Genomic DNA, 26,502 nt, shown 5'->3' on the forward strand with positions numbered 1-26,502 from the left:
GACTCTTCAAGCACCTTGACCCCCCTCGCACCCATCCCCACTATGGGAGCGCTCCCACTGGTTCAAGGCTTGTTGCTCCTCCCCTCCCCCACTCTTTTCCGAGCCGCAAGGAGGAACCAGCACATGCAACCCAGAAGGAGACGCAGAGCTGCCCGGCGATGGTGGACCGCCGCGGTGGCGGCCCTCGCTCTTCCGCTCACCATGCTCGGCACCGGCACGACTCCCGCTCATGCGGCGGCACTTCAGTGCAGCGTCGACTACAAGACGAACGACTGGGGCTCCGGCTTCACCGCGGACCTGACCCTCACCAACCGCGGCACGGACGCCATCGACGGCTGGACCCTGACGTACGCCTACAGCGGCGACCAGAAACTCAGCAACGGCTGGAACGGCACCTGGTCCCAGTCCGGCCAGTCGGTGACCGTGAGGGACGCCGGGTACAACGCGAAGATCGCCGCGGGCGCCGCGGTCTCCACCGGCGCGCAGTTCACCTACAGCGGCACCAACACCGCCCCCACGAGCTTCGCGATCAACGGCACCACCTGCGCCGGCGCGCACCAGCCGCCGGCCACCGTGCTGACCAGCCCCACCGCGGGCGCGGTCTACACACAGGGCGACGCGGTCCCGCTCGCGGCCACCGCCGCCGCGGCCGACAACGCGACGATCAGCAAGGTCGAGTTCTACGACGACACGACCCTGCTGGGCACGGACACCAGCGCGCCCTACACGCTCTCGGCCTCTGGTTTGACCGTGGGCAGTCATTCGCTGGTGGCGAAGGCGTACGACAGCCTGGGCGCGTCCGCGGAGTCGACGCCCGTCGGCATCACGGTCGCCTCGGGTCCCGCCGTGGTGGCCTCGCCGACCCAACTGGGCGTCCAGCAGGGCAAGACGGGCACGTACGCGGTGAAGCTGTCCACACAGCCCTCGGCGAACGTGACCGTGACGACGGCCCGCGCGAGCGGCAACTCCGGGCTGTCGGTGACGGGCGGCGCCTCGCTCACCTTCACACCGTCCAACTGGAGCACGGCCCAGACGGTGACCATCACGGCCGACTCCTCCGGGACCGGCGCGGCCTCCTTCGAGTCGACGGCGACGGGCTTCACCAAGGCGGCGGTCACCGTCACCGAGCTGGCGGCCTCGAAGGCGTACGACGCCCGCTTCCTGGACCTCTACGGGAAGATCACCAACCCGGCGAACGGCTACTTCTCACCCGAGGGCATCCCCTACCACTCGGTCGAGACGCTGATCGTGGAGGCCCCGGACCAGGGCCATGAGACCACGTCGGAGGCCTACAGCTACCTTCTCTGGCTGCAGGCGATGTACGGCAAGGTCACCGGTGACTGGTCCAAGTTCAACGGCGCCTGGGCTCTCATGGAGAAGTACATGATCCCCACCCACGCCGACCAGCCGACCAGTTCCTTCTACAACGCCTCGAAGCCGGCGACGTACGCGCCGGAGCTGGACACCCCGAACGAGTACCCGGCGAAGCTCGACACGTCGGTCTCGGTCGGCTCCGATCCGATCGCGGGCGAGCTGAAGAGCGCGTACGGCACGGACGACGTGTACGGCATGCACTGGCTGCAGGACGTCGACAACGTCTACGGGTACGGCAACACGCCGGGCGGCACCTGCGAGGGCGGTCCGACGGCGAAGGGCCCGTCGTACATCAACACCTTCCAGCGCGGCCCGCAGGAGTCGGTGTGGGAGACGGTGCCGCAGCCGACCTGCGACGCCTTCAAGTACGGCGGTACGAACGGTTACCTGGACCTCTTCACCGGCGACTCGTCGTACGCGAAACAGTGGAAGTTCACCGACGCTCCGGACGCCGACGCGCGTGCCGTGCAGGCCGCGTACTGGGCCGATGTGTGGGCCAAGCAGCAGGGCAAGGGCAGCGACGTCTCCGCGACGGTCGGCAAGGCCGCGAAGATGGGCGACTATCTGCGCTACGCGATGTACGACAAGTACTTCAAGAAGATCGGCAACTGTGTCGGTCCGTCCACCTGCCCGGCCGGCACCGGCAAGGACGCCTCCGCCTATCTGCTGTCCTGGTACTACGCCTGGGGCGGCGCCACGGACACCAACGCGGGCTGGGCCTGGCGCATCGGCTCCAGCCATGTGCACGGCGGCTACCAGAACCCGCTCGCCGCGTACGCGCTGAGCTCGTACGCCGATCTGAAGCCGAAGTCGGCGACGGGCACGACCGACTGGTCCAAGTCGCTGCAGCGGCAGCTGGAGTTCTACCAGTGGCTGCAGTCGTCCGAGGGCGCCATCGCGGGCGGTGCGACCAACAGCTGGGCCGGGCGCTACGCCACCCCGCCGTCCGGTACGTCGACCTTCTACGGCATGTACTACGACTGGCAGCCCGTCTACCACGACCCGCCGTCCAACCAGTGGTTCGGCTTCCAGGCGTGGTCGATGGAGCGGGTCGCCGAGTACTACCAGCAGACGGGGAACGCGCAGGCCAAGGCGATCCTCGACAAGTGGGTCAAGTGGGCGCTGTCCCAGACCACGATCAACCCGGACGGCACCTATCGGATCCCCGCGACTCTGCAGTGGTCGGGGCAGCCCGACACCTGGAACGCGTCAAGTCCCGGTTCCAACAGCGGACTTCACGTCACCGTCGCCGACTACACCAATGACGTCGGGGTGGCCGCCGCGTATGCCAAGGTCCTGACGTACTACGCCGCCAAGTCCGGTGACGCGACAGCCAAGTCGACGGCGAAGGCGCTGCTGGACGGTATGTGGAACAACTACCAGGACGGGCTTGGTGTCGCCGTGCCGGAGACCCGGGCCGACTACAACCGCTTCGGTGACAGTGTGTATGTGCCGAGCGGGTGGAGCGGGAAGATGCCGAACGGCGATGCGGTCAACTCGTCTTCGACGTTCTCCTCGCTGCGGTCGTTCTACAAGAACGACCCTGCCTGGTCGAAGATCCAGGCGTATCTGGCGGGTGGGGCGGCGCCGTCGTTCACGTATCACCGGTTCTGGGCTCAGGCGGACATTGCCTTGGCCATGGGCTCGTACGCGGAGCTTCTCGAATAGCCCTGCGAGGCGCTCCGCGGGTTGGGCGGTTGTTGGGCTGCGGGCCCGCTGTGGTTGGTCACGCACACGCGGCGGTAGCCGCAAATCCAGCACAGCCCCGCGCCCCTATCGGGCGCTCCCGCACCGCCCGGCTCCTCGGAAGCGCTTGAAGGCTCTGCGTACGTAGGTCTCGACACGTGACGTCGGGGCCAACCGCCGGGCGGCCCCCACCCGCACTGGGGGCCGCCCGGCACTCTCGCTGCATCAACGACGACGCCCACCAGTGGGGCTGGACGGACGGGGCGATCACCGGTGACCCGCGTGTCTACGGACGGGTGTACGTCTCCACCAACGGCCGGGGTGTCGTCTACGGCGACACCTCCGACACGACCGGAGGCGGCGGCACCGGCGGTGGTGGCGGCACGGACCCGACGCCGACCGGTGCCTGCTCGGTCACCTACAAGGTCACCAACCAGTGGTCGGGCGGCTTCCAGGCCCACGTACAGCTCACCAATACGGGTGCGAGTGCCTGGGGGGGGCTGGTCACTCGGCTGGACCTTCGCGGACGGACAGAGGGTCACACAGCTGTGGAACGCCGACTACACCCGGTCGGGCGCGGTGGTGACGGCGAAGAACCTGAGCTGGAACGGCACGGTGGCGGCCTGTTCGTCCGTGGGCTTCGGCTTCATGGGGAGCTGGTCGGGGGCGAACACGAACCGGCCTCGTTGAAGTTGGGCGACCGGACCTGCACGGTCGCCTGACTGGGCCGAACGGTTGCCGGGAGTGATCCTCGAGTTGCGGAGCGCAGAGGGCCACCTGAATCTGATTGAACCTGATCAAGGAAGGTCCGGTCCCACATGCCCGTCGAAAGGACAGTGATGTCGCAGCGCACACGCAAATCGACCCGCTCTCGCGTCGCGGCGGTCCTCGCCGCTCCCGTAATCGCCCTGGCTTTCATGGCGCCGAGCGCCTCAGCGGCCCCGGCGCCCGCCAAGTGCGAAGGAACCATCCACATCTCCCTTCTGGGCCACCAGACATGCGTCTCCTCCAAGGGCGACAACGGCGACCACCATGACGTGCTCTCGGGCCTTCTGGGCGTCGTGACCGGCCTCCTGGGCGGCCTGTTGGGTGGCGTCGTGGGCGGCTGAGGCCGACCCGGTGAGGTGAGGCGGTCGCCCGCGATCGGTGGGCGACCGCCTCCGTGTCACGGGGTGTGGACCGAAGGTCTCGGCGCCGTCGCCGTCCCGTCACTGATGAAGAAGCTCGGGTGCGGAGGCTGGTTGCAGGCGGTGTTCTGCCAGGGTCGTGATCCTCGTGCTCGTCTCGTACGGCGTGGAGTAGATGCGCAGAGCCGTGTCGTCGGCCGTCGGCCGGACGGCCTCCTCGCGCCAGCAGGTCCCGCACGCTGGCACCGTATCCGGCGTCCCAGATCGCACGATCTCCGTAGCCCGAACGGCCCAGGCCACCGCAAGCTCAGAAGTCTGCTATCACACGATCGAGTTAAGCTGCCCCCGTACGCGCCCCGGTAGTTGGCAACCCTTGCCGTGCCGTCCGCCGTCTTCATCGCGACCTCGGCCTTGCCGTCACCGTCGTAGTCGTACACCTGGAACTGCGTGTAGTGCGCGCCGAAGCGGATGGTGCGGCCGAGGTCGATGCGCCACAGGCGGGGGCCGTCGAGTTCGATGCCGTCGAGGAACGTGTCACCCGTGTAGCCGGACTGGGAGTTGTCCTTGGCGTTCGTCGGCTGCCGCTTGAGGACGAAGTCGAGCCTGCCGTCACCGTCCAGGTCGCCGACGGAGGCGTCGTTCGCCGTGTAGGTGTACGAGACCCGTCGGGGGTGGTGCCGCTGCCGGTGGAGTGGTGGGCACGTCCTTGTGGCCCGTGCGGAACTCGGTGCCCAGCCAGCGCCTGACGACGCCCTCGTCGAGCTTCTCGACCATGGCCGGGTGCTGCATATGACCGGACCTCCAGATGAGGACGGACGGGTCTGTCCCCTCAGTCGCCGTCACTTTCCGCCAAGCTGCCGTACTTTTCTGCCAGTTGGGCCGACGTGCGGGCGATGCGTTCGCGCAGTTCGGGCGGCTGGAGCACCTCGATGTCCGTGCCCATGCGGAGGAACTCGCCATGAGCGTGCTCGACCGACTCGATGGGGACCGTGGCGACGGTCCAGCCGTCCGCGTCCGTACGGCCGTCGACCCCCCTCGGCAGTCGCACGCCCGGTGCCAGCCGGACGACTGCCTCGCCGCGGTACAGCCGGTCGTGGAAGTCGCGCTGGTACGCCGTCCAGTAGGAGGCCAGGTCGAAGTCGTCGGGGCGGGTGAACTCCTCGTCGGAGGCGGCTAGTTGGAGGATCTGGTCGACGCGGAAGGTGCGCGGGCCCGGGCCCGCGACGACGTACCAGCGGCCGGCCTTCAGGACCAGTCCGTACGGCTCCAGGCGGCGCTCCACGTCGGTGGGTTCGGCCCAGCGGCGGTACAGGACGTTCAGGACACGGCTGTTCCACACCGCGTCGGCCACGGCCGGCAGATACGGCGCCTCCTCGGCGTCCGCGTACCAGCCGGGGGCGTCGAGGTGGAAGCGGCCGCTGATCCGGTCGGCGTGCGCGCGCAGCTCCGGCGGCAGGGCGGCCCGGACCTTGAGCTGGGCGGCGGCGAGCACCGACCCCAGGCCCAGCTCCGCGGCCGGGCCGGGCGCACCGGCGAGGAAGAGGGCCTCGGCCTCGTCGGCGGTGAGGCCGGTCAGGCGGGTGCGGTAGCCGTCGAGCAGACGGTAGCCGCCGGCGTGGCCCGCGTCGCCGTACAGCGGCACGCCCGCCGCGCCCAGCGCCTCGACATCCCGGTAGACCGTGCGGACCGAGACCTCCAGCTCCTCGGCGAGCTGGGCGGCGGTCATCCGGCCCCGGGTCTGGAGCAGGAGCAGGATCGAGACGAGTCGACTGGACTTCACTGACACAGGATGTCAGTGAAGTCGGCCTAGCGTCCTGTCCATGCCCTTCACGGAGAAATTCCTGACCGTGCCGCCACCCGTCGAGGTGGCGGGACGGCTGGTCAAGCGCTACCACGTCACGGCCGACCCGGCCGGCATCGCACCCGACGTGGAGAAGGCGGCGTACGCGATCCTGCCGGAGCTGCTGCCGGAGCCGGACGGCACTCCGCCCGCGACCTTCGTCGTCGTTCACAGGGGAAACGACGACGGGGCCTACATCAACGCCTACAGCTGGGTGTGGGACAACGTCCTGCACTACGCGAACGCCGCCGCGAGTCAGCCTGTCGTCGGCTGCCCCGATCACGACCCGACCCATTTCGTCAGGCCCGGACTCCCCTGGATCGGCTGCGTCTTCGAGCTGCCGCCGATCCAGCACGAACGGGACGCCTGGGTACGGCACATGCTCGTGCCCGAAGTCCCGGACCTCGACGCCTACTTGGCCGACTCCCTGCCCGCAGGAACCACTGGAGAGCGCTCATGAGCAGCCCGCACGACTTCGACTTCTTCACCGGCGAGTGGCAGGTCGCGAACCGTCGCCGCACCGACTTCCTCGACCCGGACAGCGACTGGGTGGAGTTCCCGGCCACCCACTGGTGCCGGCCGCTGTTCGACGGGGCCGCGAACATCGACGAGATCGACATGCCGTACCTCGGCGCGAAGGGGCTGACCCTGCGCCTGTTCGACGTGGAACGCAGGGAATGGTCGCTGAACTGGTCCTCCAGCCGGAGCGGCAAGCTCTTCCCGCCCGTGATCGGCCGCTTCGAAGGCGATCGCGGCGAGTTCTACGGCGACGACACGCACGACGGCAAGGACGTACGGGTGCGGTTCGTGTGGGCGGACGTGTCCCCCACATCCGCCCACTGGGAGCAGGCGTTCTCCGTCGACGGCGGGGTGACATGGGTGACGAACTGGACGATGGACTTCAGTCGGCCGTCGGCTTCTTGAACGCCCGGAGGCTGAACTCCGGGTCGGCGCGCGGTCGTTCCTGGTCGGGCAGCGACTGAAGGCGTGCGACGAAGCGTTCGGTGAGCGGATCGCCGGGCGGCAGCCGGGTGAACCAGCCGCGCCGCAGATCGGCGGCGGTGCGGAGGGGGCTGCGGCCCTGACCGCGGCCCGGGAAGCGGGCCTCACCCGCCGGGTGGAGGCGTTGCGCGGCGGCGTACGACTCCACGAGCGGGGCGGCGTCCGGGGCCGGGCGGCGCGGGCGCGGGGCGAGGACGGCGTCGATGTCGCTGCCGACGTCGTGGGCGGCGGCCTTGTCGACGGTGGTGACGTACACACCGCCGGGCTTCAGGACGCGGGCGCACTCGGCGACGACGGCGCGGACGTCCTCGGGTTCGTCGAACAGATGCAGCAGCCAGACGCTGGTGACGGCGTCGAACGTCCTGTCGGGGAACGGCAGCCGGCGGCCGTCGGCCAGGAGGACAGAGCCGGGCAGGCGCATGGCGGCCATCCGGGCCATGCCGTACGTCAGGTCGGCGCCCGTCACCCGGGTGGCGGGCCGCGCGGCCGCGAGACGCCGGGTGACGATCCCGGTGCCGCAGCCCACGTCGAGGAGCCGCTCGGTGGCCGCCGGGAGCAGGCCCAGCACGGCGTCGGCGGCGGCCGCGGCCCTCGGCTCGCCGCCGCGGCTGGCGTCGTACGCGTCGGCTTCCTTGTCGTAGTCGAGCACGCGGGTCAGTGCGCCCCGTGGGCCTGTGCGAGGTCCTCGACCCTCTGCGCGAGGCCGAAGTCGAGCTCGGTGACCTTGCCGCCGACGCTGTGGGTGTTCACCGACAGGGAGACGGTGTTGTAGCCGAGGGTGAGGTCGGAGTGGTGGTCGAGCTCGTCCTGGACCTGGGCGATGTGGATGACCATCGCGGTGGCCGCGAAGTGCGAGCCGAGCCGGTAGGAGCGGGTGAGCCGGTCGCCGTCGACCGCCCAGCCCGGCAGCTCGGCCAGTCGGTCCTCGATCTCCTTCAGCGACAGGGGTTCGACGGGCATGGGCTCGCTCCTTCCTCGGCACCGGGTGCTTCTTCAGCGTGCCACAGCCGCTGACTGCGGTCCTGGTCAGAAGGGTTCCCGGGGGCGGGCCGGGGAACCCTCCGGACGGTTGGGGAACGGCTGCTCCCTCACCGCTCGTGCAGACGCTCCGCCGCCAGATCGTCCGCGATCGCGACGATCGTGCGCCTGCCCTCGACCCGCTCGACCCACTCGTGCGGCAGGCCGACGTCTCCGTGCACGGCGCCGAGGAGGTTGCCGCAGATGGAGCCGGTGGAGTCGCTGTCGCCCGAGTGGTTGACGGACAGCAGCAGGGCCTCTTTGACGTCCAGCTCGACGAGGGCGCAGTAGACGCCCATCGCGAGAGCCTGCTCGGCGACCCAGCCCGCGCCGAGGGACTGGAGCTTCTCCGCGGTGGGCCGCCCCTGGGCGGCGAGGTCGAGGGCTCCCTCCAGGGCGGCCGTCGTCTCCTCGTGACCGGGGTGGCGGGCCAGCAGCCGAAGCGTGCGCAGCACCGCACCCTCCAGGGAGTCCCCCTCCACCACGTACGCCACGATCGCGGCCAGCGCGCCCGCCGCGTAGTAGCCGGTGGGGTGGCCATGGGTGATCTGGGCGCCTCGGGCGGCCATGGCGAAGGCCCCGTCGGCGGAGTTGATCAGGCCGAAGGGGGCCGAGCGCATCACGGTGCCGCAGCCCTTGGAGTCGGGGTTGACCTGGCCCGGCTTGCCGTCGAGCGCGAGCCACGGGTCGGGGGTGTACGCCTGGGCGATCCCGGTCAGACAGGCGTTGCCCGGCGCGCGGCGGGCGTACAGCCAGGCCTCGCCGATGAGGCCGCACGCTTCGGACACCTCGGGGCCCGGCTTGTTCTGGGTCCCCAGCCAGTACTGGTACGCCCGGCGCAGTAGGACGGTCCAGCTGCCGTCGCTCCCGTTCGCCCGCTCCCGTGCCTGGGCCTGCACCAGAGCCTCGGCGGTGAACAGGGTCATCTGTGTGTCGTCACTGATCAGGCCCATCGCGCCGTGCGCGCCCGGCACGAACCCGGTCAACCCGCGTTCGCCGTGGACCGTACGAATGCGGTCCAGGGACAGGAACTCGATCGGGTAGCCGAGGGCATCCCCGATCGCCCCGCCCAGCAGACAGCCCCGCACTCTGGCCCGGTACACCGCGGCGGTCTCCAAGGTCGGCTTCAACGGCGGCCAGGTCATAAGGTGCGCTCCTCGACTACGGTCGTACGTATGACCATTGTCGTGACGGGAACCAGCACCTCGGCCACCGCCCCCACCGACAAGGGCGTCGGTCCCCTCCTGCGGTCCTGGCGGGAGCGCCGCCGGGTGAGTCAGCTGGAGCTGGCGCTGCGGGCCGACTCCTCGGCGCGGCACATCAGCTTCATCGAGACGGGCCGTTCGCGGCCCAGCGAGGAGATGGTGCTCCGGCTCGCCGAGCACCTCGACGTCCCGGTGCGGGAGCGCAACTCCCTGCTGTTGGCGGCCGGTTACGCCCCGCACTACCCGGAGACCCCGCTCGACTCGCCCGGGCTGGACGCCCTGCGTCAGGGCATGGAACGCCTCATCCAGTGCTACGAGCCCTACCCGGCGTTCGTCGTCGACTCGGTGTACGACGTGGTCGCGGCCAACCGGGGCATGACGATGTTCCTGGAGGGCGTAGCGCCGGCGCTGCTCGAACCCCCTCTCAACGCCATGCGGTTGACGCTGCACCCCGAGGGCCTCGCACCGCGCATCCGCAATCTCCCGGAGTGGCGGGGACATCTGCTCGCGCAGATGGAACGGGAGATCGCCCTGCACCGCTCCGAGCAGCTGCGGGCGCTGTACGAGGAGGTGGCGGCCTACCCGGTGGCGCAGCCGGAGCACGGCCACGACGACGAACCGCCGGAGCCCGTCCCCTACTTCGCGCTCCCGATGCAGATCGAGCACGAGGGCCGCACACTGTCCTTCGTCTCCTCCATCTCCACGTTCAACACCCCCATGGACGTGACGGTCGCGGAGCTCGCCATCGAAACGCTCCTTCCGGCCGACCCGGCGACGGTCAAGTACCTCCAGTCGCTGATGCCCTGACGGGACGCGGCCCCCGCAGCCCCGCCCAACCGCCGTACGGCCCACGTGGCGAGCGCCTCACCGTCGAACCCGTGAGACTGTCGGCGGAACATGACACACTGCTGCGCGGTTACTTCGGCGCGTAGGGGAGGCGTGGCGTGAGCGAGCGGCGTCCCGCGCCCACCGTGGGCCAAGTGGTGCTCGGCAGGCGCCTGCAGGAACTGCGGGAGGCGGCCCGGCTCAAGCGTGAGGAGGCCGCACGCGTCCTGCGGGTGGCCCCCGCGACCGTACGGCGGATGGAGATGGCCGAGGTCGCCCTGAAGATCCCGTACGTCCAGGTGCTGCTGGAGACGTACGGCGTGCCGGACGACGAGGCGGCCGCGTTCGTGGCCCTGGCCGAGGAGGCCAACCGGCCGGGCTGGTGGCAGCGGTTCCACGACGTGCTGCCGGACTGGTTCAGCCTGTACGTGAGCCTGGAGGGCGCCGCCACCATCATCCGCTCCTACGAGCCGCACTTCGTGCCCGGGCTGCTGCAGACCGAGGACTACGCCCGTGCGGTGATGGAGGCGGGCACGGTCGGGCAGACCGGTCCGGAGACCATCGACCGGCATGTGTCGCTGCGGATGGCGCGGCAGCGGCTGCTGGAGCGCCCGGACCCGCCGCACCTGTGGGTGATCATGGATGAAACGGTTTTGCGGCGCCCGGTGAGCATCCGCGGCGAGGTGATGCGCGAGCAGTTGGACAAGCTGCTGGAATTCGCCGAGCGGGACCGGGTCACGCTGCAGATCGCCGAGTTCAAGGACGGCCCGCACCCGGGGACGTACGCACCCTTCACGCTGTTCCGCTTCGGCGAGCCCGAGCTGCCCGACATGGTCTTCACGGAGTATCTGACCGGCGCCCTGTACCTCGACTCTCGCAAGGAGGTCTCCGCGCATCTGGAGGTCCTCGACCACATGACGGCGCGGGCCGCGTCGGCCCAGCGCACGAAGAAGATCCTGCGGGAGCACCGCCAGGACTTCTGAGCCACCCACCGCACCTGTCCGACCGGAGGAGAAGACCCCGCATGACCGGATCCGACGCCGCACCGCAGATCGACACCAGCCGCCCGCACCCTGCCCGTGTGTACGACTGGTGGCTGGGCGGCAAGGACAACTACCCGGTGGACGAGGCGCTGGCCCGGAAGATCCTCGCCGTGGACAACAGCGCGGTGCGTGGGGCGCGGGCCAACCGGCGGTTCATGCACCGGGCCGTCCGTGCCGTCGCCGAGGCCGGGATCCGCCAGTTCCTGGACATCGGCACAGGTATCCCCACCGAGCCCAATCTGCACCAGGTGGCACAGTCCGTGGCGCCGGAGTCCAGGGTGGTGTACGCGGACAACGACCCGATCGTGCTGCGGCACGCCCAGGCGCTGCTGCGCGGCTCCGAGGAGGGCCGCACGGACTATGTGCACGCGGATGTGCGGGACATCGACACCTTGCTGCAGCAGGCCGCCGAGTCCCTGGACTTCTCCCGGCCGGTCGCGCTGTCGTTGGTGGCACTGACCCACTACCTGGACGATGACGTTCACGACCTCCTGGCGAAGTACGTCGCGGCGCTCGCCCCGGGCAGCCACCTGATCCTGTCGCAGGTCACCCCCGACCTGAACCCGGAGGCCATCGCGAAGGCGGCCGCTGCCTTCCGGGCCGGTGGCACTGCGTTCCACCCCCGGTCGATCACCGAGTTCCAGCGGTTCTTCGAGGGGCTGGAGCTGCTGGGGCCGGGCGTGATCCCGGTGACGGGGTGGCGGCCGGAGGCCGAGGACGTGGCGGCTCAGACGGAGGGCGTCGTGCCCGTGTACGCGGGGGTCGCCCGCAAGCCCTGACGCCTTGCCCGTGCACCCGTACGGGCGCCATGAACGGGTGCGTTCCCCCGCCCGCCCCTAGCGTCGAAGCAGAGGGCGAGCAAGGGAGCGACGCAGGTGGCCGACACGCGGATACCGTCCGCCGAGCCGGGAGCGGCACTGCTCCGCGCAGGATTCTTGCGGCCCGGAGCCACCGCCCCGACCTGCACGGCATCGCGCTGCCGGCAGACGGACCACCCCTCGGTGGGCCCGACCGCCCCGAGCACGAACCCCGCGGCCGCACGCGCGGCGCCGCCTTCTCCTGGTACACCTCCTCGCCGACCCGCGTGCGCCACCCGTACGTCCGGGGGCGTCCTGCTGGAGCTGTACCGGGAGGCCCTCGCCCGCACCTGCGACCCGGTACTCGCCTGGGCCGACATCCAGAGCGCCCCCGAGCGCCGCCGCAGCTACCAGCAGGCCCCCGGCAAGGACGGCCTGGTGCGGACGAGTCGGGACGAGGCGGTCGAGAACTCGGGACGCAGGCGGCTGCCGCTGGTGCCGGTGGAGAACTTCCACGCCCTGCGCAGACGCCGGACCACGGATGAGACCAAGGAGACCTGATGCCCTCGGACGCCGTGCTGTACCAGGCGGCAGCGCTCTGCCTGACCTATCCCGACGACGACTTCCGCGCCCGGCTGCCCCTGTTGCGCGAAGCGGCCCCGCAGCTGCGGGAGTTCACCGACCACGCGGCCGTCACCCCGCCCGGGGAGCTGGCCGCCCACTACCTCCAGGTCTTCGACTTCAAGAACCGGCACAGCCTCTATCTGAGCTGGTGGCGGGACGGGGACACCTGGCGGCGCGGCATGTCCCTGGTCCGCTTCAAGGACGTCTACCGTGCCGCCGGCCTGGAGTTCACCGGCGAGGAACTGCCCGACTTCCTGCCCGCGGTACTGGAGTTCGCGGCCCGCACCGGCAACACGGACCTCCTCACGGAACACCACGAGGCCCTGGGGCAGCTCCGGGGCCGGCTCACCGACTTCGGTACCCCGTACGCATCCGTCCTGGACGCCGTGTGCGCCACCCTGCCGATCCCCCACACGGAGGTTCGCTCATGACCACGCTCCTGTGGGGCGTCCTGCCGTACGTCGCCTTCGCCCTGCTCGCTGCCGGCCTGATCTGGCGCTACCGCTACGACAAGTACGGCTGGACCACGCGTTCGTCGCAGGTGTACGAGTCGAAGCTGCTGAACATCGCCTCCCCGGCCTTCCACTACGGCATCCTCTTCGTGCTCGCCGGTCATGTCGTGGGCCTGTTCGTGCCGAAGTCGTGGACCGACTCGATCGGTGCCCGCGAGCACACGTACCACCTGTTCTCGCTGTACGGCGGCACGGCGGCCGGCGCGCTCGCCGTCGCCGGGATCCTGCTGCTCGTCCACCGCCGACGCACGCACGCCCCGGTGTTCCGGGCGACGACCGTGAACGACAAGCTGATGTACGTCGTCCTGGTCGCCGCCATCGCGATGGGCGTGGCCGCCAAGCTCACCCATGTCTCCGGCGACGGCTACAACTACCGTTCCTCCATTGCGCCTTGGGCCCGCAGCCTGTTCACGCTCCAGCCGAGGACAGAGCTGATGGAGGGGGTGCCGGTGCTGTACCGGGTGCACGCGACGATCGGCATGGCGCTGATCGCCCTGGTGCCGTACACCCGCCTGGTCCATGTCCTCAGCGTGCCGGCGCAGTATCTGTTCCGCCCGTACGTGGTGTACCGCAGCCGCGACCCCGGGCAGTTGGGGCCGCGGCCGGAGCGGCGGGGCCGGGAGAGGACGGGCGTCTGACGGTTATGCCGCGCCGCCCTTGGTGTCCCGGTCCTCGTCGACGATCTCGGCGTCCACCACGCCCTCCTCGTCCTGCGGCGAGGTGTGCTGCTCGGTGCCGCTGCCGGCGGCGCCCTGGTCGGCCTGGGCGTACATGGCCTGGCCCATCTTCTGGCTGACGGTGGCGAGTTTCTCGACGCCGGTGCGCAGCTCGTTGGTGTCCGCGTTCCGTTCCAGCAGGCCCTTGAGTTCGGTGGCCGCCGTCTCCACCTCCGACTTGGTGTCCGCGGGGATGCGGTCCTCGTTGTCCCGGATGAACTTCTCGGTCTGGTAGACGAGTTGTTCGGCCTGGTTGCGGGTCTCCGCGGCCTCCCGCCGCTTGCGGTCCTCCTCGGCGTACTGCTCGGCCTCCCGCATCATGCGGTCGATGTCGTCCTTGGGGAGCGCCGAGCCGCCGGTCACCGTCATCTTCTGTTCGCGGCCGGTGGCGAGGTCCTTGGCCGACACATGCATGATGCCGTTGGCGTCGATGTCGAAGGCGACCTCGATCTGCGGGACCCCGCGCGGGGCCGGGGGCAGACCCGTGAGGTCGAAGACGCCCAGCTTCTTGTTGTACGCGGCGATCTCGCGTTCGCCCTGGTAGACCTGGATGCCCACCGAGGGCTGGTTGTCGGTGGCCGTCGTGAAGATCTCCGAACGCCGGGTCGGGATGGTCGTGTTGCGCTCGATCAGCTTGGTCATGATGCCGCCCTTGGTCTCGATGCCGAGGGACAGCGGGGTGACGTCGAGGAGGAGCACGTCCTTGACGTCGCCGCGGATGACGCCCGCCTGGAGGGCCGCGCCGACGGCCACGACCTCGTCGGGGTTGACGCCCTTGTGCGGGTCCTTGCCGGTGAGTTCCTTGACCAGGTCGGTGACCGCGGGCATCCGGGTCGAGCCACCGACGAGGATGACGTGGTCGACCGCGGACAGCTTGATACCGGCGTCCTTGACCGCCTGGTGGAAGGGGGTCTTGCAGCGGTCGAGGAGGTCGGCGGTGAGTTCCTGGAACTGGGCGCGGGTCATCTTCTCGTCGAGGTGCAGCGGCCCCTCGGCGGATGCGGTGATGTAGGGGAGGTTGATCGTCGTCTCGGACGAGCTGGACAGCTCGATCTTGGCCTTCTCTGCGCCCTCGCGCAGCCGCTGCACGGCCATCTTGTCGGCCGCGAGGTCGATGCCGTACTGCCCCTTGAACTTCTTGACGAGGTGCTCGACGATCCGCTGGTCCCAGTCGTCGCCCCCGAGGTGGGTGTCGCCGTTGGTCGCCTTGACCTCGATGACGCCGTCGCCGATCTCCAGGAGCGACACGTCGAAGGTGCCGCCGCCGAGGTCGAAGACCAGCACGGTCTGCTCCTCGCCGCGGTCGAGGCCGTAGGCGAGGGCGGCGGCCGTCGGCTCGTTGATGATCCGCAGGACCTTCAGGCCGGCGATCTCCCCGGCCTCCTTGGTGGCCTGCCGCTGGGAGTCGTCGAAGTACGCCGGCACGGTGATCACCGCATCCGTGACGTCCTCTCCGAGGTAGGACTCCGCGTCCCGCTTCAGCTTCTGCAGCACCCGCGCGGACAGCTCCTGCGCCCGGTAGCGGGTGCCGTCCACGGAGCCCTGCTCGGGGAAGCGCCAGCTCGCGTCGCCCATGTGCCGCTTCACGGAGCGGGCGGTCCGCTCCACGTTGGTCACGGCCTGCCTTTTCGCGACCTCCCCGACGAGCACCTCGCCGTTCTTGGCGAAGGCCACGACCGACGGTGTGGTCCTGGCCCCCTCCGCATTCGCAACGACGGTGGGTTCGCCGCCCTCCAGCACGGCCACCACCGAGTTCGTGGTCCCCAGATCGATCCCGACCGCACGTGCCATCTCCGTCCCCTTCCGCCAGGGCACCTCTCGAAGTCCAGCACAAAACTTGAGTGGGCTCTTGTCAATGGGACGAGTGACCTGGTGGGCCGACACCAAACGGGGCCTGAGCGGTCGCTCAGGCCCCGGGGGAACGCTCAGGCCAGCTTGGCCGACAGGGTGATCGTCGTGCCGGTGAGGGCTTGGCTGACCGGGCAGTTCTTCTTGGCGTCCTCGGCGGCGGCGACAAAGGCGTCGTTGTCGATGCCGGGGACCGTGCCCTCGACGGTCAGGTGGATGCCCGTGATGCCCTCACCCGGCTGGAAGTTCACGTCGGCCGAGGTGATCAGCTTGGTGGGCGGGGTGCCGGCGCCGGCCAGGGCGTGCGACAGCGCCATGGAGAAGCAGCTGGAGTGCGCGGCGGCGATCAGCTCCTCCGGGCTGGTCTTGCCGTTCGCGTCCTGGGAGCGCGAGGCCCAGGTGACCGGCTGCTCGGCGATGGCACCGGAGGAGTCGAAGGAGACGACACCGTTGCCCTCGAGCAGGTTGCCTTCCCAGACGGTGTGTGCGGAGCGCGTGGTTGCCACGATGAATCCCTTCGAATTCTGGCTGTTCCTGTACGACACCATCCGATCACATTCCGGCTCACTGCACCCGGAACACGGGCCCACGCGCGGTGAACGGCAGCCGTGCCCCCTGCGGGATCAGATACGCGTGCTCGCGCCGCACCCGCAGGACGTCGCACCAGCCGTCCGTGATCACCAGTACCGGCGCGCCCGGCGGGAAGTCGTCCGCGCGGTGGAGCAGGTCGATGCCCGGCTGCAGGACCGTACCGCCGCGGCCGTGGACGCGCACCCGGCCGGCGATCTCCGTGACCGGCACGAAGCCCGCGTCGTGCGGGGCCGTGTCGCAGAAGATCACGCGGGCGGCCGGGACGTCGCGGGCCTCGGCGTAGGAGGCGATGGCGCCGAGGGCCTTGCCGAGGAGGGTGCGGTCCATGGAGCCGGAGGTGTCCAGGACGACGCCGAAGGTGCAGCGGGCGATCTCCTCGGGCGGGAAGTAGCGGCCGGCGCGCGGGATGTCGGGCGAGGAGGACTGGCGGCGCGAGGGGCGCGCGTATGTCCGTACGGGCTGCGGGCTGGGCACGAACTCGTCGAACCAGCGGGCCAGTCGGGCGTCCCAGGGCAGGGGCGGGTGGCTGAGGGTGCGGATCTCCTCGACCAGACCGCCGGGGAGGAAGCCGCGCCCCTGCTGCTGGTGCAGGTCCAGGCCCTGGCTCAGGCCCCGGCGGTAGAACTCGTCGAGGTCGACGTACGCGCCGGGCGGGCCCAGCGGGGCGCCGAGCATGTCGCCGCTGCCCTTGCCGCGCAGGGTGGACAGGCGGCGCATACGGCGCAGGTCGCCGGCGAGACGGTCGTAGACCTCCTCGGAGGAGAGGCCGGTGAGGGCCGGGTCGTGCAGGAGCCCCTCCGGCATGGTGCCGACCTGCATCTCCTGCAGCCAGCCGTTGATCACGTAGTCGCAGGCGATGTTGAAGAGGTAGTGGTCGCGGGTGCCGCAGCGGTCGCCGTGGCGCAGGGCGGCGTGCAGCATCTCGTGGGCGAGGATGAACCGCCATTCCTCGTCGTCGAAGCGGCGCAGCGGGTTGATGTAGATCACGCCGGCCTCGGCGTTCACCGCGGCCACGGAGATGCCGTGCGCGCGGGCGAGTTCGGCGTCGGCGACGAGTGTGATGCCTGCCGCGATGCCGCCGAGCAGCGGGTAGGAGGAGATGAACCAGCTCAGGGCCCGCTCCCAGGGGCGCTGCGGGGTGACTTCCCCGCTGAGGGAGTCGCGGCGACCGCCCGCCATGTCCATCGCCGCGGACACGGTCCGGGTCAGGGCGGTGGCGAACGCCAGCTGGTGGTCCGGGGGCCGGCCGTAGTACCCGTGCCAGGTCAGGAGCAGCTGGTCGGGCTCGCCGCCGGCCGTGCCGCAGCGCTCGTACGCGGGCGGGAGCCCGTCCCGCCGCCAGCGCGCGGCGAGTTGCTCCTCGTCGCCGTCGGGGTAGGAGGCGGGCAGCGCCTCCGGGGTCTCGCCGATGGTGAAGTTCAGCAGGAAGCGGTTGACGACGACACAGCGTGCGGCGAGGTCGTGGCGGTCCGGCTGGGTGCGCTCGCCCTGCGCCGCCGGGACGTGCCCGAAGCCGAGGTGCAGGACGGCGTGGGCGAGGGCCCAGGCCCAGGCGGCGGGTTCGGCGAGCCGGTGCGGGTGGACGTGCAGGTCGGCGGCGGAGTCGACGACCACGAGCCCGTCGCGGGGCGCGATCTCGCACTCCTCGTCGCGGCAGACGTCGAACTCCACGGCCGCGAGGGCCGGGTTGGCCTTCACCAGCGCCATCCCCTCGGCGAACGCCTCGGTCGCGAGGTCCCGCTTCTGCTGCCCCTTGCCCTTGGTACGGCTCACCGCCGCGCCTCCACCAGCCGGGGCATGTCCCGAGCGGCCTCGATGAGGAACCACGAGGGCAGGACGGGGTTGCCGTCGGTGTCGGAGGCGATGACGGTCTGGGCGACCTCGACGGAGATCTCGGCGAGCTGCACCAGCAGCGACTTGGCTCGGTACGCGGTCTGCCGGCCGTTCGCCGACATGTGCTCCTTGCTGACCGGGAGTTCCTTGATCAGGCGGCCGCGGAAGGACTCGGCGAGGTAGTAGAGCAGGTCGCGGTCCTCGACGCGGTTGGGCCAGCGGGCGTCGCCCTTGATGATCGCCTCGATGCCGAACTGGCTGCGCACGATCTTGACGTAGCCGCAGAAGGCCGTGGCGTGCGCGGGCGTCAGCGTGCCGTGCGCGAGGACCTTCAGCGTCTCCTCGTCTAGGTCGCGGCCGAAGGAGTGCAGCGCGTCGGAGAGCATGTGCCAGGAGCGGGGCGTGGAGAAGGGCTCCTCGGTCTTCGGCGGCCTGGACCACAGGTGGTCGGGCCGGTCGGTGAGGTGGTCGAGGATCCAGGGGTGGATGTCGTTGTTCGCCGCCCAGGTCAGCCAGTCCTTGGCGGAGGCCTCCAGGTGGACGTGGGCGAGACGGTTGACGAGGGCGGAGGCGACGGGGCGGGCGAGCGCGTTGTCGGTGGCGCGGTTGCCGGCGCCGATGACGATCGATCCCTTCGGCAGCTCGTAGTTGCCGATACGGCGGTCGAGGATCAGGGAGTAGAACGCCTTCTGGACGTCCGGGGTGGCCGCGTTGAGCTCGTCCAGGAACAGGCAGTACGGCTCGTCGCGGGCGATCGCCTCCGGCGGGCAGAACACCGACCGTCCGTCGCGGATCTGCGGGACGCCGATCAGGTCCTCCGGCGCGAGCTGGGTGCCGAGCAGGCTCACGCACTCCAGGCCCAGCGACTCTGCGAAGTCCCGCACCAGGGAGGACTTTCCGATGCCGGGGGCACCCCAGATGAAGACCGGCCGAACGGTGGCGAGGCCGAGAAGCAGTTCGGGGATACGGGCGGGAGTGACGGACACGGCAGCCTGCAAGAGGCATCCCTTCGGCGTGTTCGAGAGGTTTGCGACTCGAACAGTGTGTGCGTACGACCCCGGCGGCGCAGCCGAATTTCAGGCGGCCCGCTCTGCCTCGTCCTCGTCGGTGACCGGCACCTGAGGGCCGTCCGTCTCGCGCAGCCAGCGGCGCAGTACCCGGTGGACGTGCTCGGCGCCGGTCAGCTCCTCGCCGTCCTCGACCGGTGGCGAGAGGACGACCGGGGAGAGCAGGAACGGTCTGGCCTGCGCGCCGCCGAGGCCGCCGTGCGAGCCGATCTGTTCCTCGAAGGCGAGGACCTCGCCGTCGGCCGGGTCGTGGAAGGAGTTGACCATGATGTCGGCGGTGTGCGGGAACGAGTGGGTGCGGCGCACGGCGTCGGCGGCGCCCGGGCCGAATGCCTCCAACAGGCCCTGTTTGTCGTCGAGTTGGTCGAGCGGGATCTCGGCGCCGTACGCGCCGAGCACCACCCCGCCGTGCTCCTCGCTGCGGACGAGCAGGAAGCCGATGCCAGGATGGTTGGCGAGGGTGGTCAGCAGGGCGGGATGGCGGGCGTCGATCTCCTCCTTGCTCATCCGGTGCGGCACGTCCGGGAAGGAGACCAGGCCGAGGTTGCCGGAGGCCAGCACGAGCGGCTCCGAGCGGCGGGAGGGCCGGTGCTGCTCCTTGCCCTCCTCGACGGGTCTGCGCAGGGCCGCGCGCACGGCTGCGCGGGCCTCGGCCCCGCTGTGGGTGCGCTGCGCCCGGCGCGGCACGGGCAGCCCGCAGCCGGCCCGCACCAGATCGCCGAGGCCGAGGCCGTAACGGGCGCGGAAGGTCTCGCCGGGGCTCTGACCGTGGTCGGACAGGACGACGATGCGGTACGGCCGTGGGGCGTGCTCGGCGACGTTCGCGATCAGCGCCAGGGCGCGGTCGAGGCGTTCGAGCACCTTCTCCGCGTCGCGGCTCGTCGGCCCGGAGTGGTGCGCCACCTCGTCGTACGCCACCAGGTCGGCATAGACGGCGGTGCGTCCGGCGAGCATGTCGCCCATCACCGCGGCGACGACGACGTCCCGCTCGACGACGGTCGCGAAGGCGCGGACGAAGGGGTAGAGGCCGCCGCGCGCGACCCGCGGGCGCTGCTTCCTGATCCGGGCCCGGGTGGACTCGCCTATTTCGCGGCCGACTTCGGCGACGAAGGACATGGCGGTGCGCACGGCGTTGGCCGGGTCGGAGAAGTACGCGAAGTAGCCCGCCCGGGACCGGTTCTCCCGGCCGCGGCGGCGGGTGGCGATGGACAGCACCAGGGCCTGCTCGTCGGCGCCGCCGCTGAAGAGATTGCCACGGCTCGCGCCGTCGGCGGCGAGCAGACCGCCGTCGCCGGTGCGCTCGACGGCCCGGCGCTGGAGTTCGGCGGCGCTGGTCGGCCGGTTGCAGACCATCACCTCGCGGCTGTCCTTCTCGTACCAGCGGAACGCCGGCACGTCGTGGTTGCTGCCGTGCAGGATGCCGAGCTGGCTGGCGCCGGTCTGGCTGGACCAGTCGGTGCGCCACGGGGTGAGCCGGTGGGTGGACTCCAGCCAGCGGGCGACGGTGGGCATCACGCCCTTGCCGACCGCGGCCAGCAGCACGTCGTGACCCACCCCGTCGAGTTGCAGGAGGACCGTGCCCGGGGCGGACGGGCCCGGCGGCCCGCGTCTGCGACGGCGGTCGGCGAGGCGGTAGAGGCGCCGCCGGTACGCGTCGTCGTCGCGCACGGCCAGGGCGGCGCCGGTCGCGGAGGCCACGGCGGACATCACGGCGGCCACCACCACGGCCGTCTCCGGAGCGGCCTCGGCGCTGCTGGACGGGTTGAGCCGCAGCGCGACCAGCAGCAGCGACCCGTTCAGGACGAAGACGAGCAGTCCCAGCACCAGCGCCGGCACGAGCAGCAACAGCCGTACGAGCAGCGGCCAGACCAGGGCCGACAGCACACCGAAGGCCCCGGCGCCGAACGCGGCGGTGACGGCGATGTGAGTGGCGCTCTCGCCGTCGGCGGACTGGAGGCGGAAGTCCGGCAGGATCCCCGCGAGCACGAGCATGGTGACCGTGGAGACCGCCCACACCGCGACGCTCCGCCCCGTCTGACTGGCGACCCGCCGCCAACGCCCGCCACGCACGCCCAGCCCACCTCACGTCCTGGCCCGTCGTCGGTGCGGGCCTGCACCTCAGACTGTCACACGGGTCGGACAATCCGGTCCGTCACCGGCAGCGGCGGCTCAGCGGCCGTCGTATCCGGCCGTCGGCATCGACAGCCGCCGGTGCACGCGGGCCTTCATCTGAGCGTCGTAGCAGGGCTCCTCGAACCCGACCGTCTCCACCCGCACCCCGCGCCGGGCGCACTCCGCGGTGAACTCCTCCACGGACGACAGCGCGCTCTCCAGCACCCGGCGGCTGGGAGCGACGAACAGGTCGATCCCCGGCCGGACGCCGTCCCACAGCACACAATGGTCGGCCCGCAGTCCCCGCACCAGCAGCTCCCGGCTGACTTTGTAGCCGCGCTCGGCGGCCCAGCGGGCACACATCGCGTGCTGGCTGCGCGAGTCCACCAGGAAGGGATCCTCGTCCAGCTCCTGCAGCGGCGTCAGACTCGCGATCGCCGTGACCCGCACCGGTCCCATGGCGTCCCCCTCACCTCCGGGTTTCGGCGCCGACCCTACTCCTGCCCGTAGGCTTCGGGGAGTCGCGCGAAGGAGGCAAAGAGGTGCCGGTGGAGATCACCTGGTGGGGTCACGCGACCTGTACGGTCGCGGACTCGGGCGTACGGCTGCTCACGGACCCTCTTTTCGCGCGCCGTCTCGCTCATCTCCGCCGCCGTCGCGGGGCGCTGCCGCCGCCCGGCGCGTGGCGCGCGGACATGGCGCTGGTGTCGCATCTGCACGCCGACCACCTGCACGTTCCATCGCTGGAGCGGCTCGCCGAGGGCACGCGCCTGCTGGTTCCCCGGGGTGCGCCCCGGGCCGTGCCGGGGCTGCGCCGACTCAGCCATCTCGCGGTGAGCGAGGTGGCGCCCGGGGACCGGGTGGCGGTCGGTGACGTGGTCGTACGGGCCGTTCCGGCATGGCACGACGGGCGGCGGCTGCCGCTCGGGCCGCACCGCTCCCCCGCTCTCGGCTACGTGATCGAGGGTGAGGCCCGGACGTACTTCGCCGGGGACACGGGACTGTTCGACGCGATGGCGCAGGAGGTCGGGCCGGTCGACGTGGCGCTGCTGCCGGTGGGCGGCTGGGGGCCGTACCTCGGCAGCGGGCATCTGGATGCGGGGCGGGCGGCCGAGGCAGTGGCCCGGCTGGCGCCGCGCAGTGCGGTACCGGTGCACTACGGCACGTACTGGCCGATCGGGATGGACGCCGTGCGCCCCCATGAATTCCACGCGCCCGGCGACGAGTTCGTGCGCCTCGCGGCCGAGCACGCGCCGGATGTCGCGGTGCACCGGCTCGGGCACGGGGAGAGCGTGCGCCTGGAGGTCGCACGGTGACGTGGCTTGCCGCCACGGCGGCGATCGTGCCTCCGGAGTCGACGCAGCGGGCGATCGGCTATCCGTCGTTGTTTCTGCTGGTGCTGTTCGGGGCGCTGGTGCCGGTGATTCCCACGGGGGCGCTGGTGAGTTCGGCGGCCGTGGTCGCCTTTCACCAGACGGCGCCGTTCGCGCTGGCGCTGGTGTTCGTGACGGCGTCGCTGGCCGCGTTTCTCGGGGATGCGGCGCTGTACTGGCTGGGGCGGCGCGGGATGCGGTCGAAGAACGGGTCGCGGTGGCTGGAGGCGATTCGGGCGCGGGCGCCGGAGGAGCGGCTTGCGCAGGCGCAGGGGAAGTTGGCTTCGCACGGGGTTGCCGTGCTGGTGCTTTCTCGGCTGGTGCCGGCTGGGCGCATTCCGGTGATGTTGGCTTGTCTTATGGCCGAGTGGCCGTTGCGGCGGTTTTCTCGGGGCAACTTGCCGGCGTGCCTGGCTTGGGCTGCGACGTATCAAGTGATCGGGATTCTTGGGGGTTCCCTGTTCCCGGAGCCTTGGGAAGGCGTGGTGGCTGCCGTTGTGTTGACCGTGGTGATCAGTGTGGTGCCGAGTTTGTGGAGACGGGTTCGGTCTGCCGGGTGACCGTTTTGTTGCGGGGCGCGGCTGCGTTTGTGGTTTCTCGCGCAGTTCCCCGCGCCCCTAAAGGGCGCTACAGGACCCGGGAGGCTCCCACTGGGAGGTCCCACAGGTCGTCGCGGGCCAGACCTGCCTTCTCCCAAGCTGCCCGTACCCGGGTGAGGGGCTCGAGTACCGGCTCGGCCGACAGCACGAACGTGCCCCAGTGCATGGGGGCCATCCTTTGTGCGCCCAGGTCCTGGGCTGCTCGGACCGCCTCCTCCGGGTCGCAGTGGACGTCGCTGAGCCACCAGCGGGGGTCGTAGGCGCCGATGGGGAGAAGGGCGAGGTCGATGCCCGGGTAGCGTTCGCCGATCCGGGAGAACCAGTGGCCGTATCCCGTGTCACCCGCGAAATAGACGCGTTGACCGTCGGGGGCCGTCAGTACCCAGCCGCCCCACAGGGAGTGGCAGGCGTCGGTGAGGGTGCGCTTGGACCAGTGGTGGGCGGGGACGAAGTCGAAGCGGACGCCGTTCAGTTCGGCCGCCTCCCACCAGTCCAGTTCGGTGACGGCGGTGAAGCGGCGGCGGTGGAACCAGCGGGCGAGGCCTGCCGGGACGAACACCGGGGTGTCGCGCGGGAGTCGGCGCAGGGTGGGGGCGTCCAGGTGGTCGTAGTGGTTGTGGCTGATGACGACCGCGTCGACGGGCGGCAGGGACTCCCAGGGGACTCCGACCGGGGTGATGCGGGCGGGGGTGCCGAGGATGCGGCGGGACCAGACCGGGTCGGTGAGGACGGTCAGGCCGCCGATCCGGACGATCCAGCTGGCGTGTCCCGCCCAGGAGACGGCGACGGTGCGGGCGTCGACGCGGGGCAGCGGGGCGGGTGCGAAGGGGAGCCGGGGGATGTCGGCGAGGCCTTCGCGTCCGGGGCGGATGGAGCCCTCTCGGGCGAAGCGGGCCATGGCTTTCAGGCCGGGCAGCGGGGCGGTCAGACGGTCGTGGAAGGTGCGCGGCCACACCCGGCGCTCGCCCAGCGGGCGGGGTTCGGCGAGCGGCGGACGGGCGGGCGCGAACGGCCCGGACACCGTCTCGTCGGCATCCCGAGTGGTCGTACTGGTACTCGTGCTCGTGGTGGTGGTCGACTCGGACTGCTGCGTCATCGAGGAGGCTCCCATCGCTGAGCGTCGTCGCGTAGATCGTCGAAGACCGACTTCACATGACTCAACGCGCGTTGCACGTGTGGCAGTTCCAACGGCGTGGGTGATGTGAGACATTCCGCGCGTTCCTCGTCCGTACGGCCCAGCAGCGGGCCGGTGGACAGGCGGACGCGCAGGGCGCCGAGTTCGTCGCCGAAGCGGTGGCCGCCCGGTGCGGGCATGCCGAGCCGGGCCGCGAGGAAGTCCTCCAGTTCCTGCGCGTCGCCGACGCCGTGCGCCGAGAGCGCGGAGCGCAGCGGGCCGAGGTCGGCGTAGAGGTGGCGGCCGGCCTGCGGGGGACGGGAGAGAGCGCCTGCCGCGACGACCGCCGCGTGCACGGCGGCGGCCACGCGCGCGTGCAGGCGCACGGTGGCGGCCACACGCGCGGTGACCGGCTCCGGCTCCCCCAGCGCGTACGCGGCCGGGGCGGCGAGGGGGCCGGCGATGCGGGCGCCCAGGGCGGTGAGCACGTCGAGCACGCGCGCGTGGAGGTCGCCGCCCGTATCGCCTGCCGGGAAGCGGGCCACCGCGGCCGGCCAGCCGGGCGGCAGCAGCGCGCCCGCCAGGTCGGTGACGACGGTGACGTGGTCGGGCAGCATCTCGGCGGGGCTGAGCAGCACCGTGTCGTGCGGTGCGTGCAGGGTGTCGCGCCAGGTCTCGTCGCTGACCAGGTGCAGCCCCTCGCCGGCGGCGGCCTCGACGCACTCGTGCAGGAACTCGGGCGGGGCGACGGTGGCGGTCGGGTCGTCGGCGACGGACAGCACGAGCAGCCGCGGGTCACCGCCCTCGGTGCGCACCCTGCGCACGGTCTCCAGGAGGGCGTACGGGTCCGGGACGCCACCGCACTCGGCCGGCGTCGCCACATGGAAGACGGGTCTGCCCAACAGGCGTGCGTACGGCGCCCACCAGGCCGCGCAGGGCCTCGGTACCAGGACGTCACCGCCGAGGGCTGCGGTCAGCGCGAGCAGCAGGGCCGGGGCGCCGGGACCGGCGGCCACGCGGTCGGGTGTGGCGGACAGTCCGCGCCGCTCCCAGTAGCCGCACGCGGCCTCGATCAGCCCGGGTCCGCCGCCGATCGGTTCCCCTTCGGCCCGTGCGGCGGCCGCGGCGAGCAGGGCGGTGAGTTCCGGCGGCACGGGCAGCCCGTCCTCCGGCAGGGGCGGCCCGTAGCGGACGGGGCCATGGCCTTCCGGGTCCGTCCGCCGCATGCGTACCTCCGCGCAGTCCCTGTGCCGTGTCCGTCGCCGTGCTCCGAGTACCCAGGGTGCCGCTGCCGCATCGGAGTGCGCACGGCTTTCACCGGTCGCCGGGCGGGGCAGCGCTCCCCGACGGAGTCCCTGAGCAGACGCGGCCCCTGGCGGACAGGGCTGCGGCCTTCCCGGTCCGTCCGCCGCATACGTACCTCCGCACACTCCCTGCGCAGTGTCCGTCGGCGTACTCCCAAGGGAGTGCGCACGGGTTTCGCGGTCGCCTGGCGGGTCAGCGGTCCCAGACGGCGTCCTTGGGCCACAGCCGGTAGGCGGCGGCGCCCAGTGCGCAGGCGATCAGGAGGCCGCCGGCGACCAGGGCGGGCACGGAGTCGGAGAAGGTGCCGCCCGCACCGGCCTCCACCCCGTGCTGCATGCCGTTCTGTACGTCGTGCTCCCTCCCGTTCTGCATTCCCGCGCCGCCGCAGGAGTCGGGGGCCGGCTCGGTGCAGGGGCGGCCCTGGTCATGGCCGCCGACGGCCCCGACATCGCCGCCGCCCCCAGCGCCGCCGCCGAGATCGGCGCCCTCACCGCCGCCGTTGTCTCCCCGTCCGCCGCCACTGCCACCGTCGTCACCAGTGCTGTCGCCGCCCACACCACCGTCACTCAGCCCGGCACCATCGCTGCCGTCGCCGCGGTTCACGTGGGAGGCGGCGCTCCACGCCTTGCCCTTGCCGCCGGGCGCCGTCGCGCAGCTGCCGTCGGTGGTCGCGGCGTTCCCGCTCCTGCTGTTGGCCTGTGCGAGGGCGTCGAGGGTGGCGGGCGGTGGTCCGCCGGTGGCTTCGCAGGCGACCGAGACGGAGACGCTGCCGCCCGGGGAGACGCTGCTCGGGCCGGCCTCTGCGGCCGAGTCCGCGTAAGCGGCGGAGGCGAAGCCGAGCGTGGCACCGGCCAGGGCCGCGACGGACAGGACACGGGCGGTGCGAGGCATG

25 protein-coding genes and 3 pseudogenes are annotated in these 26,502 nt (G+C 71.2%); 13 read left to right on the forward strand and 15 right to left on the reverse strand.

Translation table 11 applies throughout. The features are described 5' to 3' along the window. The first annotated feature begins 123 nt into the window (after positions 1–123). The 3 genes and pseudogenes from ACWDAG_RS02665 (at position 124) to ACWDAG_RS02675 (ending at position 4,169) form a co-directional block, all read left to right on the forward strand. On the forward strand, positions 124–3,042 hold the full coding sequence (locus ACWDAG_RS02665) for a glycoside hydrolase family 48 protein (RefSeq protein WP_450693746.1): 2,919 nt from the start codon (positions 124–126) through the stop codon (positions 3,040–3,042). Positions 3,043–3,284: 242 nt separating this feature from the next. Continuing rightward, positions 3,285–3,782 (forward strand): annotated as a pseudogene (locus ACWDAG_RS02670) (cellulose-binding domain-containing protein); the annotation flags it as partial. A gap of 117 nt (positions 3,783–3,899) precedes the next feature. Continuing rightward, positions 3,900–4,169, forward strand: coding sequence for a hypothetical protein (locus ACWDAG_RS02675; protein WP_450693747.1), 270 nt, complete (start codon positions 3,900–3,902; stop codon positions 4,167–4,169). A gap of 99 nt (positions 4,170–4,268) precedes the next feature. Here the strand turns inward: ACWDAG_RS02675 and ACWDAG_RS02680 are convergent, their stop codons facing one another. From ACWDAG_RS02680 to ACWDAG_RS02690, 3 genes and pseudogenes are all read right to left on the reverse strand, one after another. Continuing rightward, the gene (locus tag ACWDAG_RS02680; RefSeq protein WP_450693945.1) at positions 4,269–4,487 is read right to left on the reverse strand and encodes a rhamnogalacturonan lyase family protein; all 219 of its coding nucleotides are present in this window, start codon (positions 4,485–4,487) and stop codon (positions 4,269–4,271) included. Between the two features lie 77 nt (positions 4,488–4,564). Beyond that, positions 4,565–4,913: pseudogene (locus tag ACWDAG_RS02685) on the reverse strand (rhamnogalacturonan lyase family protein); the annotation flags it as partial. A gap of 103 nt (positions 4,914–5,016) precedes the next feature. After that, positions 5,017–5,967 carry a helix-turn-helix transcriptional regulator gene (locus ACWDAG_RS02690; RefSeq protein WP_450693748.1) on the reverse strand — a complete coding sequence of 317 codons (951 nt, stop codon included), beginning with the start codon at positions 5,965–5,967 and terminating at the stop codon, positions 5,017–5,019. Positions 5,968–6,007: 40 nt separating this feature from the next. Between ACWDAG_RS02690 and ACWDAG_RS02695 the strand changes: the two genes are divergently transcribed. Beyond that, positions 6,008–6,487, forward strand: a complete 480-nt coding sequence (locus ACWDAG_RS02695) for a hypothetical protein (protein ID WP_450693749.1) — start codon at positions 6,008–6,010, stop codon at positions 6,485–6,487. Continuing rightward, entirely contained in the window at positions 6,484–6,951 is a 468-nt protein-coding gene (locus tag ACWDAG_RS02700) for a hypothetical protein (protein WP_450693750.1), read from the forward strand. Before ACWDAG_RS02695 ends, ACWDAG_RS02700 begins: the two co-directional genes overlap by 4 nt. Here ACWDAG_RS02700 and ACWDAG_RS02705 read toward each other — a convergent pair. From ACWDAG_RS02705 to ACWDAG_RS02715, 3 genes are all read right to left on the reverse strand, one after another. Further along, positions 6,929–7,678, reverse strand: a complete 750-nt coding sequence (locus ACWDAG_RS02705) for a class I SAM-dependent methyltransferase (protein ID WP_450693751.1) — start codon at positions 7,676–7,678, stop codon at positions 6,929–6,931. The two genes, ACWDAG_RS02700 and ACWDAG_RS02705, sit on opposite strands and share 23 nt — an antisense overlap. A gap of 5 nt (positions 7,679–7,683) precedes the next feature. Continuing rightward, on the reverse strand, positions 7,684–7,989 hold the full coding sequence (locus ACWDAG_RS02710; RefSeq protein ID WP_450693752.1) for a 4a-hydroxytetrahydrobiopterin dehydratase: 306 nt from the start codon (positions 7,987–7,989) through the stop codon (positions 7,684–7,686). A gap of 128 nt (positions 7,990–8,117) precedes the next feature. After that, complete coding sequence (locus ACWDAG_RS02715) at positions 8,118–9,191, reverse strand: ADP-ribosylglycohydrolase family protein (protein WP_450693753.1); 1,074 nt, start codon at positions 9,189–9,191, stop codon at positions 8,118–8,120. 30 nt (positions 9,192–9,221) lie between these two features. Between ACWDAG_RS02715 and ACWDAG_RS02720 the strand changes: the two genes are divergently transcribed. The 6 genes and pseudogenes from ACWDAG_RS02720 to narI all read left to right on the forward strand — a co-directional run bounded on the left by ACWDAG_RS02720 (position 9,222) and on the right by narI (position 13,690). Continuing rightward, a complete protein-coding gene (locus ACWDAG_RS02720) occupies positions 9,222–10,058 on the forward strand; it encodes a helix-turn-helix domain-containing protein (protein WP_450693754.1) in 837 nt (278 codons plus the stop codon). Positions 10,059–10,195: 137 nt separating this feature from the next. Beyond that, positions 10,196–11,059 carry a helix-turn-helix domain-containing protein gene (locus ACWDAG_RS02725; protein WP_450693755.1) on the forward strand — a complete coding sequence of 288 codons (864 nt, stop codon included), beginning with the start codon at positions 10,196–10,198 and terminating at the stop codon, positions 11,057–11,059. 41 nt (positions 11,060–11,100) lie between these two features. Next, positions 11,101–11,898: an SAM-dependent methyltransferase gene (locus ACWDAG_RS02730; protein WP_450693756.1), complete on the forward strand. Its 798-nt coding sequence runs from the start codon at positions 11,101–11,103 to the stop codon at positions 11,896–11,898. A gap of 96 nt (positions 11,899–11,994) precedes the next feature. Beyond that, a pseudogene (locus ACWDAG_RS02735) lies at positions 11,995–12,384 on the forward strand (nitrate reductase subunit alpha); the annotation flags it as partial. 92 nt (positions 12,385–12,476) lie between these two features. Further along, positions 12,477–12,971: a nitrate reductase molybdenum cofactor assembly chaperone gene (gene narJ / locus ACWDAG_RS02740; RefSeq protein WP_450693757.1), complete on the forward strand. Its 495-nt coding sequence runs from the start codon at positions 12,477–12,479 to the stop codon at positions 12,969–12,971. Continuing rightward, a complete protein-coding gene (gene narI, locus ACWDAG_RS02745) occupies positions 12,968–13,690 on the forward strand; it encodes a respiratory nitrate reductase subunit gamma (protein ID WP_450693758.1) in 723 nt (240 codons plus the stop codon). The genes narJ and narI overlap by 4 nt, the downstream gene beginning before the upstream one ends. Positions 13,691–13,693: 3 nt before the next feature. On the opposite strand, the gene dnaK is transcribed toward narI, so the two are convergent. From dnaK to ACWDAG_RS02775, 6 genes are all read right to left on the reverse strand, one after another. Beyond that, a complete protein-coding gene (gene dnaK / locus ACWDAG_RS02750) occupies positions 13,694–15,559 on the reverse strand; it encodes a molecular chaperone DnaK (protein ID WP_450693759.1) in 1,866 nt (621 codons plus the stop codon). Between the two features lie 134 nt (positions 15,560–15,693). After that, a complete protein-coding gene (locus ACWDAG_RS02755) occupies positions 15,694–16,122 on the reverse strand; it encodes an OsmC family protein (protein ID WP_099934526.1) in 429 nt (142 codons plus the stop codon). 58 nt (positions 16,123–16,180) lie between these two features. Next, positions 16,181–17,980 (reverse strand): vWA domain-containing protein, encoded by a 1,800-nt coding sequence (locus ACWDAG_RS02760; protein ID WP_450693760.1) that lies wholly within the window; start codon positions 17,978–17,980, stop codon positions 16,181–16,183. Next, entirely contained in the window at positions 17,977–19,038 is a 1,062-nt protein-coding gene (locus tag ACWDAG_RS02765) for an ATP-binding protein (protein WP_450693761.1), read from the reverse strand. The genes ACWDAG_RS02760 and ACWDAG_RS02765 overlap by 4 nt, the downstream gene beginning before the upstream one ends. 78 nt (positions 19,039–19,116) lie before the next feature. Then, positions 19,117–21,177: an alkaline phosphatase family protein gene (locus ACWDAG_RS02770; RefSeq protein WP_450693762.1), complete on the reverse strand. Its 2,061-nt coding sequence runs from the start codon at positions 21,175–21,177 to the stop codon at positions 19,117–19,119. A gap of 99 nt (positions 21,178–21,276) precedes the next feature. Beyond that, positions 21,277–21,678: a hypothetical protein gene (locus ACWDAG_RS02775; protein ID WP_450693763.1), complete on the reverse strand. Its 402-nt coding sequence runs from the start codon at positions 21,676–21,678 to the stop codon at positions 21,277–21,279. Positions 21,679–21,761: 83 nt separating this feature from the next. On the opposite strand from ACWDAG_RS02775, the gene ACWDAG_RS02780 reads away from it, so the two are divergent. Continuing rightward, positions 21,762–22,535, forward strand: a complete 774-nt coding sequence (locus tag ACWDAG_RS02780) for an MBL fold metallo-hydrolase (protein ID WP_450693764.1) — start codon at positions 21,762–21,764, stop codon at positions 22,533–22,535. Further along, positions 22,532–23,152, forward strand: a complete 621-nt coding sequence (locus ACWDAG_RS02785) for a DedA family protein (RefSeq protein ID WP_450693765.1) — start codon at positions 22,532–22,534, stop codon at positions 23,150–23,152. The genes ACWDAG_RS02780 and ACWDAG_RS02785 overlap by 4 nt, the downstream gene beginning before the upstream one ends. 67 nt (positions 23,153–23,219) lie before the next feature. Here ACWDAG_RS02785 and ACWDAG_RS02790 read toward each other — a convergent pair whose 3' ends face one another. From ACWDAG_RS02790 to ACWDAG_RS02800, 3 genes are all read right to left on the reverse strand, one after another. Beyond that, positions 23,220–24,287 (reverse strand): MBL fold metallo-hydrolase, encoded by a 1,068-nt coding sequence (locus tag ACWDAG_RS02790; protein ID WP_450693766.1) that lies wholly within the window; start codon positions 24,285–24,287, stop codon positions 23,220–23,222. Beyond that, positions 24,284–25,531 carry an aminotransferase class I/II-fold pyridoxal phosphate-dependent enzyme gene (locus ACWDAG_RS02795; protein WP_450693767.1) on the reverse strand — a complete coding sequence of 416 codons (1,248 nt, stop codon included), beginning with the start codon at positions 25,529–25,531 and terminating at the stop codon, positions 24,284–24,286. The genes ACWDAG_RS02790 and ACWDAG_RS02795 overlap by 4 nt, the downstream gene beginning before the upstream one ends. A 271-nt stretch (positions 25,532–25,802) precedes the next feature. After that, positions 25,803–26,501: a hypothetical protein gene (locus tag ACWDAG_RS02800; protein ID WP_450693768.1), complete on the reverse strand. Its 699-nt coding sequence runs from the start codon at positions 26,499–26,501 to the stop codon at positions 25,803–25,805. Between the last annotated feature and the right edge of the window lies 1 nt (position 26,502).

The sequence above is a fragment of the Streptomyces sp. NPDC001157 genome (genome assembly GCF_053598255.1).